The organism is Xanthobacter variabilis (assembly GCF_043831965.2).
Taxonomy (GTDB): domain Bacteria; phylum Pseudomonadota; class Alphaproteobacteria; order Rhizobiales; family Xanthobacteraceae; genus Xanthobacter.
Genome location: NZ_CM195533.1, coordinates 3,296,598 through 3,310,541, shown reverse-complemented (window position 1 = coordinate 3,310,541; position 13,944 = coordinate 3,296,598). Strand labels below are relative to the sequence as shown.

The 13,944-nt window shown below is 71.0% G+C and carries 12 protein-coding genes and 1 riboswitch; of the genes, 4 read left to right on the top strand and 8 right to left on the bottom strand.

Going from position 1 to position 13,944, the window contains the following annotated elements:
• Window positions 1-41: 41 nt before the first annotated feature.
• Window positions 42-1,241 carry a precorrin-6y C5,15-methyltransferase (decarboxylating) subunit CbiE gene (gene cbiE / locus V5F26_RS14440; protein WP_394946265.1) on the bottom strand — a complete coding sequence of 400 codons (1,200 nt, stop codon included), beginning with the start codon at window positions 1,239-1,241 and terminating at the stop codon, window positions 42-44.
• Between cbiE and V5F26_RS14435 the strand changes: the two genes are divergently transcribed.
• Entirely contained in the window at window positions 1,240-1,995 is a 756-nt protein-coding gene (locus V5F26_RS14435) for a cobalt-precorrin-6A reductase (RefSeq protein ID WP_394946264.1), read from the top strand. The two genes, cbiE and V5F26_RS14435, sit on opposite strands and share 2 nt — an antisense overlap.
• Here the strand turns inward: V5F26_RS14435 and cobJ are convergent.
• Genes cobJ through cobW form a run of 6 tightly spaced genes read right to left on the bottom strand, consistent with a single transcriptional unit; the run spans window position 1,968 to window position 9,611 of the window.
• Window positions 1,968-2,741 (bottom strand): precorrin-3B C(17)-methyltransferase, encoded by a 774-nt coding sequence (gene cobJ / locus V5F26_RS14430; RefSeq protein WP_394946263.1) that lies wholly within the window; start codon window positions 2,739-2,741, stop codon window positions 1,968-1,970. The genes V5F26_RS14435 and cobJ overlap by 28 nt on opposite strands.
• Window positions 2,738-3,460, bottom strand: coding sequence for a precorrin-2 C(20)-methyltransferase (locus V5F26_RS14425; protein ID WP_394946481.1), 723 nt, complete (start codon window positions 3,458-3,460; stop codon window positions 2,738-2,740). Before V5F26_RS14425 ends, cobJ begins: the two co-directional genes overlap by 4 nt.
• A gap of 2 nt (window positions 3,461-3,462) precedes the next feature.
• Window positions 3,463-4,092, bottom strand: coding sequence for a precorrin-8X methylmutase (locus V5F26_RS14420; RefSeq protein ID WP_394946262.1), 630 nt, complete (start codon window positions 4,090-4,092; stop codon window positions 3,463-3,465).
• Between the two features lie 3 nt (window positions 4,093-4,095).
• Window positions 4,096-5,262: a precorrin-3B synthase gene (cobG, locus tag V5F26_RS14415; protein WP_394946261.1), complete on the bottom strand. Its 1,167-nt coding sequence runs from the start codon at window positions 5,260-5,262 to the stop codon at window positions 4,096-4,098.
• Window positions 5,259-8,552, bottom strand: a complete 3,294-nt coding sequence (cobN, locus tag V5F26_RS14410; RefSeq protein ID WP_394946260.1) for a cobaltochelatase subunit CobN — start codon at window positions 8,550-8,552, stop codon at window positions 5,259-5,261. The genes cobG and cobN overlap by 4 nt, the downstream gene beginning before the upstream one ends.
• A 3-nt stretch (window positions 8,553-8,555) precedes the next feature.
• On the bottom strand, window positions 8,556-9,611 hold the full coding sequence (gene cobW / locus V5F26_RS14405; RefSeq protein WP_394946259.1) for a cobalamin biosynthesis protein CobW: 1,056 nt from the start codon (window positions 9,609-9,611) through the stop codon (window positions 8,556-8,558).
• A gap of 135 nt (window positions 9,612-9,746) precedes the next feature.
• Window positions 9,747-9,979: riboswitch (cobalamin riboswitch) on the bottom strand.
• A gap of 39 nt (window positions 9,980-10,018) precedes the next feature.
• Between cobW and cobO the strand changes: the two genes are divergently transcribed.
• Genes cobO through V5F26_RS14390 form a run of 3 tightly spaced genes read left to right on the top strand, consistent with a single transcriptional unit; the run spans window position 10,019 to window position 12,970 of the window.
• Window positions 10,019-10,627, top strand: a complete 609-nt coding sequence (gene cobO / locus V5F26_RS14400; protein ID WP_394946258.1) for a cob(I)yrinic acid a,c-diamide adenosyltransferase — start codon at window positions 10,019-10,021, stop codon at window positions 10,625-10,627.
• The gene (locus tag V5F26_RS14395; protein WP_394946257.1) at window positions 10,627-11,517 is read left to right on the top strand and encodes a DUF1289 domain-containing protein; all 891 of its coding nucleotides are present in this window, start codon (window positions 10,627-10,629) and stop codon (window positions 11,515-11,517) included. Before cobO ends, V5F26_RS14395 begins: the two co-directional genes overlap by 1 nt.
• 7 nt (window positions 11,518-11,524) lie before the next feature.
• Window positions 11,525-12,970 (top strand): cobyric acid synthase, encoded by a 1,446-nt coding sequence (locus V5F26_RS14390; RefSeq protein ID WP_394946256.1) that lies wholly within the window; start codon window positions 11,525-11,527, stop codon window positions 12,968-12,970.
• Here the strand turns inward: V5F26_RS14390 and cobD are convergent.
• Window positions 12,956-13,924, bottom strand: coding sequence for a threonine-phosphate decarboxylase CobD (cobD, locus tag V5F26_RS14385; RefSeq protein WP_394056830.1), 969 nt, complete (start codon window positions 13,922-13,924; stop codon window positions 12,956-12,958). The genes V5F26_RS14390 and cobD overlap by 15 nt on opposite strands.
• Window positions 13,925-13,944 lie beyond the last annotated feature (20 nt).

Here is a 13,944-nt window from a genome sequence, read left to right as displayed (position 1 = left end):
TCCCTTGCTTGCCCTGCGGGGCGGTGGCTGAACCGGCGGGATCATAGGGTGCCGCTCCACTGCACCACCGGATAGGCGCTCTTCCAGCCGCGCCGCTCGCCGAGGGGGCCGGCGGAGGCCAGCTCGATGCGCAGCAGCGTTCCTCCGCGCCGCGCCTGCGCCGCGGCCAGCACGGCCTCGGACTCCAGCGTCACCGCATGGGCGACGAGCCGGGTACCGGGCGCAAGGCGCTGCTCCAGCACGTCGAGCAGCGCTTCAGACAGGCCGCCACCGATGAACACGGCCTGGGGCGAGGGCAGGGGCTCCAGCGCCTCGGGGGCGACCCCCTGCACCACCTGCAACCGGTCCACACCCAGCTGCTCCGCATTGGCGCGGATGCGGGCCGCGCGCTCGGCATGCGCCTCGATGCTCACCGCCTGCGTCGCCGGGTGGCTGAGAAGCCATTCGATGGCGATGGAGCCGGAGCCGCCGCCAATGTCCCACAGCAGCTCCCCCGGCCGGGGTGCCAGGGCGGAGAGGGCGAGCGCGCGTACCGGCCGCTTGGTGATCTGCCCGTCATGCGCGAAAAAGGAATCGTCGAGCCCCGAGGCGCGGGGCAGCGCACGGCCGGCGCCATCGATCTCCATCGCGATGCAGACCGGATGGGCGCAATCGGGGGGAAGTGCGCCATCCGCACGGGCTTCGCGCACCCGTTCGCGCGGGCCGCCCAGGGCCTCCATCACCCAGAGCCGGCTGGTGCCGAAGCCCTGTTCGCAAAGATAGGCCGCAAGCCCCGCCACCGCCGCGCCATCGCGCAACAGCACGATGAGCCGCTCGCCGGGCGCCAGGTGCGGCCGCAGCCGCGTTAGCGGCGCCGCATGGAGGCCGAGGCAGGAGGTGCGCTCCAGGGGCCAGCCCAGCCGCGCCGCGGCCAGGGAAAAGGTGGAAGGGGCGGGCAGCGCGCGCCATTCCCCGGGGCGGAACTCTCGCGCAATCACGCTGCCGAGGCCGAACCAGAACGGGTCGCCGGATGCCAGCACGGCCACCCGGCGGCCGCTGAAGCCGCGCAGCAGGGGCAGCCCATCGGCGAACGGCACCGGCCACACCACGCGCTCCGCCCCAAGGCCGGGCGCAAGCGACAGGTGGCGTGCGGCGCCCATCACCACCTCGGCCGAGGCGAGCGCGGCGCGGCTTGCGGGGGGCAGGCCTTCCAGTCCATCTTCGCCCACCCCGATGATGGTGAGCCACGGAGTCTCAGGCATGCGTCCCAACCTCCTGATCCTGGCCGGAACCACCGAGGCGGCGGCCCTTGCCCGCGCCGTGGTGGCGGCGGGGATGTCGGGCACCGTTTCGTTCGCGGGGCGGGTGGAGCGCCTGCCGGCCCAGCCCTTGCCACAGCGCGTCGGCGGGTTCGGCGGGGTGGAGGGGCTCAAGGCCTATGTGCGCGAGCATGGCATCACCCATGTGATCGACGCCACCCATCCCTTCGCCGCGCAGATGAGCGCCCATGCCGTGGCTGCCTGCACCGCCCTCGGCGTGCCCCTGGTGGCGCTGACTCGCCCGCCGTGGGTGCCGGTGGAGGGCGATCGCTGGATCCGCGTGCCGGATATCGCCGGCGCGGTCGCGGCGCTGGACCGGGAGCCATGCCGGGTGATGCTGGCGGTGGGGCGCATGCATCTGGCGGAATTCACCCCCAACCTCCAGCATTTCTACCTGCTGCGGCTGGTGGAGCCGCCCAAGGCTCCCATGCCGTTCCCCAATCACCACGTGATCGTGGATCGCGGTCCGTTCACGGCGGAGGCGGACCGCGCGTTGATGGAGGCGCATGGAATTCGCCTGGTGGTCTCCAAGAATTCCGGTGGCACGGGCGCCTATGCCAAGATCGCCGCGGCGCGCACGCTGGGGCTGCCGGTGATCATGATCGACCGGCCCCAGGGACTGGCGCGGCATGAGGTGGGGAGCGTTGAGGCGGTGCTCGACTGGGTCGTTCATGCGGACACCGACCTTGGCGTGTAGACGATGGGGCGGCCCGCCCGCGCGATGATGCGCGTGTGCGAGGAGCCCACCAGCACCACCGTGCGCATGTCCGCCATCTCCGGCCGCGCCTCGGACAGGGGAACGACGCGGATCGCCTCCTCTGGTGTCGAGACGGCGCGGGCGAAGATCAGCACGCGCTCCGGCGCGCATGAGGCCCGCAGGAGATTGAGCACCTGGGCAAAGCCGTCCGGCCGGGCCCTGGAGCGGGGATTGTAGAGCGCCATGGCGAAATCGGCCTCCGCCGCCAGCGCGAGGCGGCGGGCGACCAGGCTCCAGGGCTTGAGATTGTCCGACAGGTTGATGGCGCAGAAATCGTGCCCCAGGGGGGCGCCCACGCGGGCGGCGGCGGCCAGCATGGCGGTGACCCCCGGCAGCACGCGGATGTCCAGCTCACGCCAGCCGGGGTCGCCCTGCTCCACCGCCTCGAACACCGCCGAGGCCATGGCGAACACGCCGGGATCGCCGGAAGACACCACCACCACACGCCGCCCTTGCGCGGCGAGGGCCAGGGCGTGGCGCGCGCGGTCGATCTCCACCCGATTGTCGCTCTCGTGCAGGTTCAGCCCCACGCGCGGCGCCACGCGCCGCACATAGGGGATGTAGCCGACCACGTCCGTCGCCTGCTCCAGCGCCGCCGTCACCTCTGGCGTCACAAGCAGATCATCTCCCGGGCCGAGCCCGGCGATGGCGAGCCAGCCCGCGCTCACGATGGCCACCTCACTCATGGCCGCCGTCCCTGGCCGTGGACGATAATGATGGAGAAGTAGGGCGCGGCCTCCCCCTTCACCTCGTGCAGGGGAATGACGCGCTCCTCCGCCATGCTGGCATATTCCACCAGGAAGGCCGCATCTGCCTTGCCGCTGCTTTCGAGCGCCCGGCGCACGCGGCCGAGATTGCGCCCGATTTTCATCACCACCAGCGCCTCGGCCTCCGCCATCCGGCGGGCGAGCTCGGCTTCCGGCAGGGTGCCGGCGAGCACGGTCAAGGCATCGTCGCCCCAGGTCACCGGCGCCCCGGTGGCCGTCCAGGCGGCGGACATGCCGGTGATGGCGGGCACCACCTCCACCGGGACATGGCCGCGCAGGCGAATGTGGAGATGCATGAACGAGCCGTAGAAAAAGGGGTCGCCCTCGCACAGCACCATCACGTCTTCCCCGCTTTCCGCCAGCGCCCGCAGATGCGCGCTCGATGTGGCGTAGAAGGCGGAGAGGGCGGCGTTGTAGCGGGGGTCGGAAACTGGAATTTCCGTCGTCAGCGGATAGTCCATGGGGTGCTCGCGGGCATCCGCGCGCAGCAGGCCGGTGACGATCCCGCGCGCGCGCCCGGCAAGGCCGCTCTTGCGGAAATAGGCCACATGCGCCGCCCGGCGCACCAGCCGGTCGGCCTTCACGCTCATCAGTTCCGGATCGCCGGGCCCGAGGCCCACGCCATAGATGGTGCCCATGCTCATTCGGCGCGGCTCGCAATGGCGTTGATGGCGGCGACGGTGATGGCGCTGCCGCCAAGCCGCCCGTCCACGATCATGCAGGGGGCGGCGGCCGAGGCCCACAGGGCGGCCTTCGATTCCTGCGCGCCGACGAAGCCGACGGGGCAGCCGATGATGGCCGCCGGGCGGGGGCAGTCCGGCATTTCCAGCATCTCCAGCAGGTGGAACAGCGCGGTGGGCGCGTTGCCGATGGCCACCACCGCGCCTTCCAGCCGTGGCCGCCACAGCTCCAGCGCCGCCGCCGAACGGGTGGTCTTGAGCCGCGCCGCGAGGGCTGCGACCTCCGGCTCATGCAGGGTGCAGATCACCGCATTGTCCACCGGCAGCCGCTTGCGGGTGATGCCCTCGCTCACCATGCGGGCGTCGCAGAAAATGGGGGCGCCGGCTTCCAGCGCCGCGCGCGCGGCCGCCACCATGCCGGGCGAAAAGCGGATGTGCGCTTCCAGGCCGACCATGCCGGCGGCGTGGATCATGCGCACGGCCACCTGCTCTTCGTCGGGGGCGAAGCGCGCGAGGTCCGCCTCCGCGCGGATAATGGAGAAGGAGCGCGCATAGATGGCCGCGCCGTCGGTTTCGTATTCGTAGGGCATCTTTTACCCGCTGATGACCGCGAGCACCTGGTCCGGAGCGATCGCGCGGCGCGCGGGCGCGTCCCAGGGGGCGGCGTGGGTGACAAGGTCGAAGGCGCCATCCCGGCCCACCAGGGTCAGGTCGGCCGGGCCGGGCAGGGCGCAGCCCTTCGCGCAGCCGGAAACGTGGAGGGTGACACCCCGGGGCAGGCGCGGCGCGAGACGGCGGGCGAGCGCACGCGTCTCCACGCTGGCCTGGGGGCAGCCCGGCGCCCCGGTGCAGGCGATGACGCCGAGCAAGGGATCATCCGGCGTCGCGATGAGGTCGCCATTGAAAGGGCGGGCATCGCGAAGGTCGGCCAGATGGATCATCCGGTATGGGGTGATGCGCAGGACGCGCGTGCCACTGTCCGCAAGACGGCAGAAGTCCTGCGCCCGGAACTGGCCGAAGGCAGCCGCGATGTTGAGCCCCTCCGCGCACAGCCCCGGCAAAGGCCGGGCCGCATCCCCATTGGGCGCGGCATCACCGGTGAGCATGGGGGGCAGCGGCGCGCCTCCGGCCAGGTGCCGGCGCATGCGCCCCCGTCCATCGGCGGCGATGCCTCCGGAGGTAATGAACCAGCTCGCGGCTTCCAGCGCCAGCCGCACAGCGGCCTCTGCGTCCGCGACCCTGCGGCCATGTGCGCAGCCGTCCAGGCGGACCATCAGCCCGGATGCCGAGGACTCGATGCGGACATCTGCGCTCACCTCCGCGAGCCGCCGCTGCGGGCCGGCATCGACGATGAAGCCGAACTTGGACGGCAGGGGCTGGAATTCAGGCGCCGCCAGCCCCAGCGCCAGCCCTTCGGCGCAATGGGTCTCGGGATCGTCGATGGCCTGCGGCCGGAAAGGGTTGACCACGATGTTGCGATGGCTCTCCGCGTCGCCATCCGCATCGAGCAGGCCCAGGGCGGCCAGCCCGTCGCGCAGCGCGGCATGGGCGGCGGGCAGGACGCCGCGCACCTGCACATTGGCGCGGTTGGTCAGTTCCAGCATGCCGTGCCCGTGGGTAGTGGCGAGATGGGCAAGGCCACGGGCCTGTTCCGGCGTCAGCTCGCCCCGTGGCGGGCGCACGCGCACCACGAGCCCGTCACCGGACATCATGGGGCGATGGGCGCCGGGGCACCATCCCTTGATGGCCGGCGCGCTCATCGCCCATCATCCAGTGCGGCGGCGATGGCGTTGCGCCGCGTGGTCCACAGCCCCGCCGCGTGGAGGGCGGCGAAGCGCGCGCGCATGGCCGCGAGCGCCGCCGGATTGGCCTCCTGCAGGAAAGCGGCGACATCGGCATTGCCAAGGGTCGCATCCCAATAGAGGTCGAACAGATGGGCCGGAACGACGCTCGCCAAGTGCGCGAACGCGGCCATGTTCTCCAGCGTCACAGCAATCTCGGCGGCACCGCGAAAGCCGTGGCGGCGCATGCCCTCGATCCAGGCGGGATTGCCGGCGCGGGCGCGCACCACCCGCGCGATTTCTTCCGCCAGCGCGCGGGCCCGGGGGCGGGCCGGGTCGGTATTGTCCAGGTGGTAAAGCACCGCCTTGCCGCCGGCATGGTCGCGCGCGGCGGCAAAGCCGGCTTCGTGGCGCGCATAGTCCTCGGCCAGCAGCAGGTCGGTTTCGGGCAGGTCCTGGAGATGCACGAAGGCGTCGGCCGCCGCCACGCGCTCCCGCAGCCCTGCCTCGTCACGGCGCGCGCTCGCGCCGTCATGGGCGAAGGCGCTGGCCGCCAGCCAGGCGGCACCGGCGGCAAGGCGACCGTCCTGCGAATAATCCTCCATCGCCTCCCCCATGCCGAGGCCGAACGCGCCGGGGGCGGGACCGTAGACCCGGGGTTCCGCGCGGCCCACATAGGGGTTCCATTCGCGCTCCTCGTCGCGCTCGGCCAGGGCGCGCACGGCCTGCTGGAACATGGCGGACAGGGTGGGGAAGACGTCGCGGAACAGGCCGGAAATGCGCAGCGTCACATCCATGCGCGGGCGTTCCAGCTCGGCGATGGGCAGGATCTCGACCCGGGACACCCGCTCCGACCCCATATCCCACACCGGCCGCACGCCAATGAGCGCGAGCGCCATGGCGAATTCCTCGCCCGCCGTGCGCATGGTGGCCGAGCCCCACAGATCGACGATGAGGGCGCGCGGCCAGTCGCCCTCGTCCTGAAGGTGGCGGCGCACCAGTTCCTCGGCGAGCTGCACGCCCTGGGCATAAGCGGCGCGGGTCGGCACCGCGCGCGGATCCGTGGTGAAGAGATTGCGCCCCGTGGGCAGCACATCGGACCGGCCGCGATAGGGGGAGCCCGACGGCCCCGGCTCGATCCGCCGGCCATCGAGGGCATCGAGCAGGGACTGGCGTTCCGCCGCCGCCGAGGCCCTGCCATCAAAGGCGCCGGACATGGCGGGCGCCCGGCCCCACACATGAAGGCCGGCGCCGAACTGGCTCTCCTTGATGTCGCACACGAAGCGGTCGATGCGCGTCACCGCCTCGTGGGCGCTGAGGCTCGCGTCGATGCCGAGATCGCTTTCCACCCCCAGGGCCCGGGCTTCGTCCCGGATGTCGCGGATAAGGCGGGCGCGCCGCTTGGGGTCGAGCCCGTCGGCATTTGAGAATTCGTCCAGCAGGGCTTCCAGATGAGCGAAATGGGTCGGCGCGCCGCCCGTCTTCAGGGGCGGCGGAATATGGCCCAATGTCACCGCGCCGATGCGCCGCTTGGCCTGGGCGGCCTCGCCGGGGTCGTTGACGATGAAGGGGTAGATGACCGGGAGATCGCCGATCAGCGCCTCGGGCCAGCAGGTATGCGAGAGCGCGACCGCCTTGCCCGGCAGCCATTCCAGCGTGCCATGCGCGCCGATATGCACCAGGGCGTCCACCTCATTGCGGAGCCAGAGATAGAAGGCGACATAAGCATGGCGCGGCACCCGGGCGAGGTCGTGATACTCGCCGTCCCGCTGCGCCTTGAGGCCCCGCTCCGGCTGGAGCGCGACCACCACCCGCCCGCGCCGCACGGCAGCGAAGGTGAAGGCCTCCGGCGTCGCGTCGGGGTCGTCCTCCGGCGCCCCCCATGCCGCGGCAAGGTCGGCGCGAAGGGGCGCCGGCAGGCCCGCCAGGGCGGCCTTGTAGTGCCCCATCGGCCATTGGAGGCGCTCTTCGCGGAATTGCGCGGCGAGGGGAGATTGAGGCTCCGCCTCGTATCCCGCCGCCGACAGGTCGGCCAGGATTGCCTCGGCCGAGGCGAGCGCGTCCAGGCCCACGGCATGGGCCATGTTCCAATCGCGGCCCGGATAGGTGGAGAGCATCAGCCCCAGCCGCCGTTCCGCCGCCGGCCGTGTCGCCAGCCGATGCCAGGCGGCTACCCGATCGGCGATGGCGGCGATGCGCTCGGGATGGGGGGCGTGGATCTGTCGGGAGAACTGAAGATCAGCGTCACGCGCCGCCGGTGCCTTGAAGGAGGCGACCCCGGCGAAGATCCGCCCATCCACCTCCGGCAGCACCACATGCATGGCAAGGTCCGCCGGCGAAAGGCCGCGCTCGGCCTCTTCCCAGGCCTCACGGGTCGAGGTTGCCAGCGCCACCTGGAACACCGGCACGCCGGCCGCGTCCAGGGGGGAGGCTCGCTCCGCGCCACGCCCCGAAAATGCAGTGGCGTTGACGATGGCGACAGGGCGCAGCGCCGCCAGCCGCGCTTCCAGCCACGCCCCCGTCCTCTCCGCCTTCAGAGAGGGGGCGAACAGGCCCAGCACATGGAAGCCGCGCGCGCGCAGGGCCGCGAAGAGTGCTTCCACGGGTGCCAGATCGTCCGCCACCAGATAGGCGCGGTAGAACACCACGACCACCAGCGGCATGGGCGCTGGCCCGTCCTCGGGAGCGGGTGGCTTGTCGTCGCGCTCCACACCCTTCTCTGGCGTCCAGGTGCCGAAGTCCGGCACCGTCTTGCTGCCGGGCACGGGCGGAGCATAGAGCCCGGCAGCGAGCGCCAGCTGCGCCAGGGCGGCCTGGGCCGCCACCGCGCCGCCGGCATCGCACAGCTCCGCTAGCCGCTTCAGGGTCGAGGGCGGCACGGTGGACATGGCATCGAGCCGCGCGTCCGGCCGCCCATCGGCCGGCAAGACGGCGAGCGCGATGCCCTTCGCGCGCGCGAGAGCCTCGATCTGGCTCAGGCCGTAGGGCCAATAGGGTTGGCCGCCGATGAGGCGGATCAGGATGCCCCGCGCGCCGCTGAGCGTGCGCTCCACATAAGTGTCGACGGAGAGGGGATGGCGCAGGGCCGCGATGTTGGCGAGCCGCAGGGTCGGCATGCCGCCCCCACCATCGCGGTGCCAGCCGGCCGCGAAGGCCCCGAGATCGGAGTCCGAGAAGGACAGCACCACCAGATCCGCCGGGCTCTGGCCGAGGTCGGTGGGCGTCTCGGTCTCTTCCAGACCCCGGCTTTCGCGGAAAACGACGTGCATGGCCTATTCGGCGGCACGTGCGGACGGCACCAGGACGCTGCGGATGGCGCCCGCGTCGATGTCGTCATGCTCGGCGATCACCACCAGCCGCCCGGCGCGGGGCTCGTCCGGTGCCCAGGGCCGGTCATACTGGTGGCGCACCCGCGCGCCCACGGCCTGCACCAGCAGGCGCATGGGCTTGCCGGCCACCGCCGCGTAGCCCTTCACCCGCAGGATGTTCTGCCGGTCCGCCAGCTCCGCGAGGCGCGAGACCAGCTCCGCGGGATCGGCCAGCTCGGGAATGTCGATGACGACGCTGTCGAAATCGTCATGGTCGTGGTCGGCGGCGGTGTCGTGGTGGCTGGGGCGGGCGGCAAGGTCGTCCTCCGCCGCGGCGCCCAGGCCCAGGATCACGCGCGGATCCACCGCCCCCTCCACCACCTCGATGATGGGCAGGGCGCGCGGGGCTTCCGCATGGATGATCGCCTTGGCCTTGGCCACGCCCTCCGCGCCCGCAAGGTCCGCCTTGGTGAGCAGGACGATGTCGGCGCAGGAGATCTGATCCTCGAACACCTCGCTGAGCGGCGTTTCGTGGTCGATGCTGGCGTCAGCCTGCCGCTGGCGGTCCACCGCCGCCACGTCGGGCGCGAACCGGCCGGCGGCCACCGCCTCCGCGTCGGCGAGCGCAATCACGCCATCGACGGTGATGCGCGAGCGGATGTCGGGCCAGTCGAAGGCCTTCACCAGCGGCTTGGGCAGCGCGAGGCCGCTGGTTTCGATGAGGATGTGATCTGGCCGCGGCTCGAGGGCCATCAGCGCCTCGATGGTGGGAATGAACTCATCGGCGACGGTGCAGCAGATGCAGCCATTGGCGAGCTCGATGATGTTTTCCGCCGGGCACTCGGGAATGGCGCAGCCCTTGAGGATCTCGCCATCCACGCCCACGTCGCCGAACTCGTTGACCACCACCGCGAGGCGCCGGCCGCCCGGATTGCGCATGAGATGGCTGATGAGCGTTGTCTTGCCGGAGCCGAGAAAGCCCGTGATGACGGTGACCGGCAGCTTTTCGAGAGTGGCCATGGCGCGCTTGCGTCCCAGATCTGCGAGCCAGAGGGAGCCGGCATTGCGCCTGCATCCCCTATGGCGATGGCAGCGGGGAGCTTGAGGCGGGTGGGCGCGCGCACGCACCCTCCCGACACCGGTGCACCCCGCCGGCTTCGTCGGTTGGAGCTGGCAGGTCTCCCGGCTTGCGGATATCAGACAGGGCCTATCTCGGCCCTCTGGTGGTCACCCGGCCTTCCCGGTCCCAAGGACCAGTGGCGGTGGGTGACCTTCTCCGGTCACGGTCGCGGGGGCGGCTGCGCTTGGGCCGGGGCTTTGGAGCCCTTTTGGCTTGGCGCATTCCCTTTTCATCTGTTTACACAGACACCAGCTTCGGGGGAAATGTGCCCGAACGCCCAACCCTGTCAAGCACGAAGGAGCCGGGCATGGATGACCGCGCCGCTCGCCACAACGCCAAGATGAAAGCCGTCAAGGCCGCGCGTGATGAGCTGATGAAATCCAAGACCGAGGAAAAAGGCTTGGTTATCGTTCACACAGGCGCGGGGAAGGGCAAGTCATCTTCCGGATTCGGCATGGTCCTGCGCTGCATCGCCCATGGCATGCCCTGCGCGGTGGTGCAGTTCATCAAGGGTGATCGCGAGACCGGTGAAAAGACGCTGCTGCGCGAGCGATTCGGCGCGGAATGTCGTTTTTTCGTGTCTGGAGAGGGCTTTACGTGGGAAACCCAGGATCGCGACCGGGACGTGGCCGCCGCCCAGGCGGGGTGGCGCGTTGCCATGGAGCAGATCCTCGACCCGCAAATCCGGTTTGTGCTCCTGGATGAGATCAACATTGCCCTGCGCTATGAATACCTGGACATCGCCGAGGTTGTGGATTTTCTTCTGACCCGGAAGCCGGAGATGACTCACGTCTGCCTCACCGGCCGCAACGCCCGGCCGGAGCTGATCGAAATTGCCGATCTGGTGACGGAAATGACGCTGGTGAAGCATCCCTTCCGCAGCGGGGTGAAGGCACAGATGGGGATCGAGTTCTGATGAACATGGCGGTGGACAAGCCCCGTCCGGCCAGCCCCTGCATCGGCGCCTGCGCCATGGATGAGGCGAGCGGCCAGTGCCGGGGCTGCGCGCGGACGCGAGACGAGATCGCCATTTGGGGCGGCACGGACGAGGCCACCCGCCAGCGCATCTGGGCGGAGCTGCCAGCGCGCGCCGCCGCGATGGGGCTCGCCCTGCGGCGCCTGCCATGGCGCGGAAGCGCGCTTCTTGATCAGGTGGAGCACCGTTTCGCGTCTGCTCAGGGCGCCTTCGTCGCCGGCGTTTTTGGGGCGGTGGCGGAAGTGCTGCGCGATCCGGACGAGCCCTATGAGGCCGCGCGTGACGGGGAGAGCCTGACCCTGCGCACTCCCCGCGCGGCCCTGCGGCTGCAGGCGCCCCCCTACCTCACCGCTTTCGAAATCCCGCGCGGCGCAAACGCGCCTCTTCTCGCCTTCGCGGTGCCCGCCGGGCGGGTGGGGCCGGCGGGCCCGGCCGAGCTGACGGCGCTGGGTCCCGATGGGGATTCGCTGCTGGCGCGTGACGCCGGCGGGGCGCGTTTCGATATCGGCCTCGCGCGCCGCGCGGCGCGCTTTTCCATCCGCTGCGGGCCGGACATCGCTGGCGAGGTCGCCGCCCGGTGCGGTGCGCCCTGGCCCCTGGTGCTCGCCGGCATCGCCCCGCTGGTGCTCGCGCATAGCCCGGTGCGGGTGGTGGAGGCTCCGTGCGTGCGGGCGGAGGTGGATGCGCCCATTCCGCCGCCCGATGGTCGCTCGCCCGAGGGGCCGCACACCCATCTCCTGCCGGAACTCCTGGCCCAGGGGTTGGACGTTCCGCCGGGGCTGTTGCTGCCGAAGGGCTACATCCTGTCGCTTCTTTTCCATCCGGTGTGAGGGGCGAATGGGCCGCTCGGTGATGATCCAGGGCACCGGCAGCAATGTCGGCAAGTCCCTTCTGGTGGCCGGCCTGTGCCGCGCCGCCCGACGGCGCGGCTTGAGCGTCGCGCCCTTCAAGCCGCAGAACATGTCCAACAATGCGGCGGTGACCGCGGACGGGGGCGAGATCGGCCGGGCCCAGGCCCTGCAGGCGCGCGCCTGCGGCCTTCTTCCCCATACGGACATGAACCCGGTTCTGCTGAAGCCCGAGAGTGACGTGGGGGCGCAGATCATCGTCCAGGGCAAGCGCCTCGCGACCGCCCGCGCTCGGGAATATTTCAAGCTGAAGCCGCAGCTGCTGGAAACCGTGCTGGAGAGCTTCGGGCGCCTGAAGGCCGCCCATGATCTCGTCATCGTGGAAGGCGCGGGCAGCCCGGCGGAAGTGAACCTGCGCAAGGGCGACATCGCCAATATGGGCTTTGCCCGCGCGGCCGGGACGCCGGTGGTGCTCGCCGGGGACATCGACCGGGGCGGCGTGATCGCCCAGATCGTCGGCACGCAGGCGGTGATGGACCTGGAGGATGCGGCGCTGGTGAAGGGCTTCATCATCAACAAGTTTCGCGGGGATCCGAGCCTGTTCGACGATGGCTATGCCTTGATCGGCGCCCGCACCGGCTGGCGCGGCTTCGGCGTGTGCCCGTGGTTCGCGGAAGGGTGGAAGCTGCCGGCGGAGGATGCGCTGGACCTTGCCGCGCCCCGCCGCGCCGAAGGCGTGCATGTGGTCTGCCTGGTGCTCTCGAGGATCGCCAATTTCGACGACCTCGACCCCCTGGCGCAGGAACCGGGCGTGCGCCTGACGCTGCTCGGCCCCGGCCGGCCCATTCCCGGCGACGCGGATCTCGTCATCATCCCCGGCACCAAGTCCACGCGCGGCGACCTCGCTTTCCTGCGGCAGCAGGGATGGGACGTGGATCTCATGGCCCATCGCCGCCGGGGCGGGCGCGTGCTCGGCATTTGCGGCGGCTACCAGATGCTGGGCCGGACGGTTGACGATCCGCACGGGATCGAGGGGCCCGGGGGCTGTGATCGTGGCCTGGGGCTGCTGGACGTGGAAACGGCGATGACACCCGACAAGCGCCTGACCGAGGTGGCTGCGGTGCACGCCGCGTCGGGCGCCGCATTCCACGGCTACGAGATCCATATCGGCCGCACCGAGGGCACAGATCGCGCCCGCCCCTTCGCCTTCGTCGATGGCGCGCCGGAAGGCGCTGTCAGCACCGATGGGCTGGTGGCGGGCAGCTACCTGCACGGCATGTTCCGCGACGACCGCTTTCGTGCCGCCATGCTGGCGGAGTTGGGCGCCCACTCCACGCTTGGCTATGAAGCCTCCGTGGAGCAGACGCTGGATGCCCTGGCGGAGCATCTGGAACAGCACCTGGATGTCGAGGGCCTGCTTTCAGAGGCGCGATAGGGTGGCTTCGAGACGCTGCCAGCCGGCCGCCGTGCCCGCCAGCCCCAGCCGCAGCCAGCCCTGCGACCACGGAAAGGCGCGGGACCAGATATGGTCGCGGGCGAGCCGGTCCCGGACCCTCGCCGCGTCCCCCGTCTCATAGGTGCGAAACAGCTCGGTTCCGCCCACCAGCCGCCAGCCGCAGGCTGCCGCGAGCTCATCCAGGCGCCGCGCATCGGCGACAAGGCGGCGGATGGTGTCCGCGCGCCAGTCGGCATCGGCCAGCGCCGCGCGCCCGATGGCGATGGCCGGGCCATTCACCGCCCAGGGGCCGGCCAGCCCCCGCAGCCGCGCCGCCAGGGCTGAGCCCGTGACCGCGAAGCCCAGCCGGACACCCGCCAGGCCATAGAATTTGCCGAAGGAGCGCAGCACGACCACGTTGTCCGTCCGCAGTCCAAGCGCAGGCAGCAGCGAGAGCGCGGGCTCGGCATCGCCGAAGCTCTCATCCACCACCAGCAGCGAAACCTGCCCGGCCAGGGCGGAAAGCGCCTCGGGCGTAAGACGGCGGCCGTCGGGATTGTTAGGGTTCACCACGACGGCAAGATCGGCCCCGGGCAGGGCCGCCATGTCGCGGGTGGTCTCGACCGACCAGCCCATGGTGTCGAGCGCGGCGGCGTGCTCGTTGTAGGTGGGGCCGAGCACCCGCGCCCGGCCGGGTGGCAGCAGGCGCGGCATCAGCTGAATGGCGGCCTGCGCTCCCGAAAGGGCGACCACATGTGCCCGTGTGCGGTACGCCGCCTGCGCCACCGCCTCCAGCGCGGCGATCTCGCTCGCGGCGGGCAGGGCGGCCCAGGCGTGGGGCGGCAGCGCCGGCACGGGATAGGGGCAGGGGTTGATACCCGTTGAAAGGTCCAGCCAGTCGCCCGCGCCATATTGGGCTTGCGCCCGATCCATATCGCCGCCGTGATCGCGCATGTTTCGTCTCTGAAAAGCCG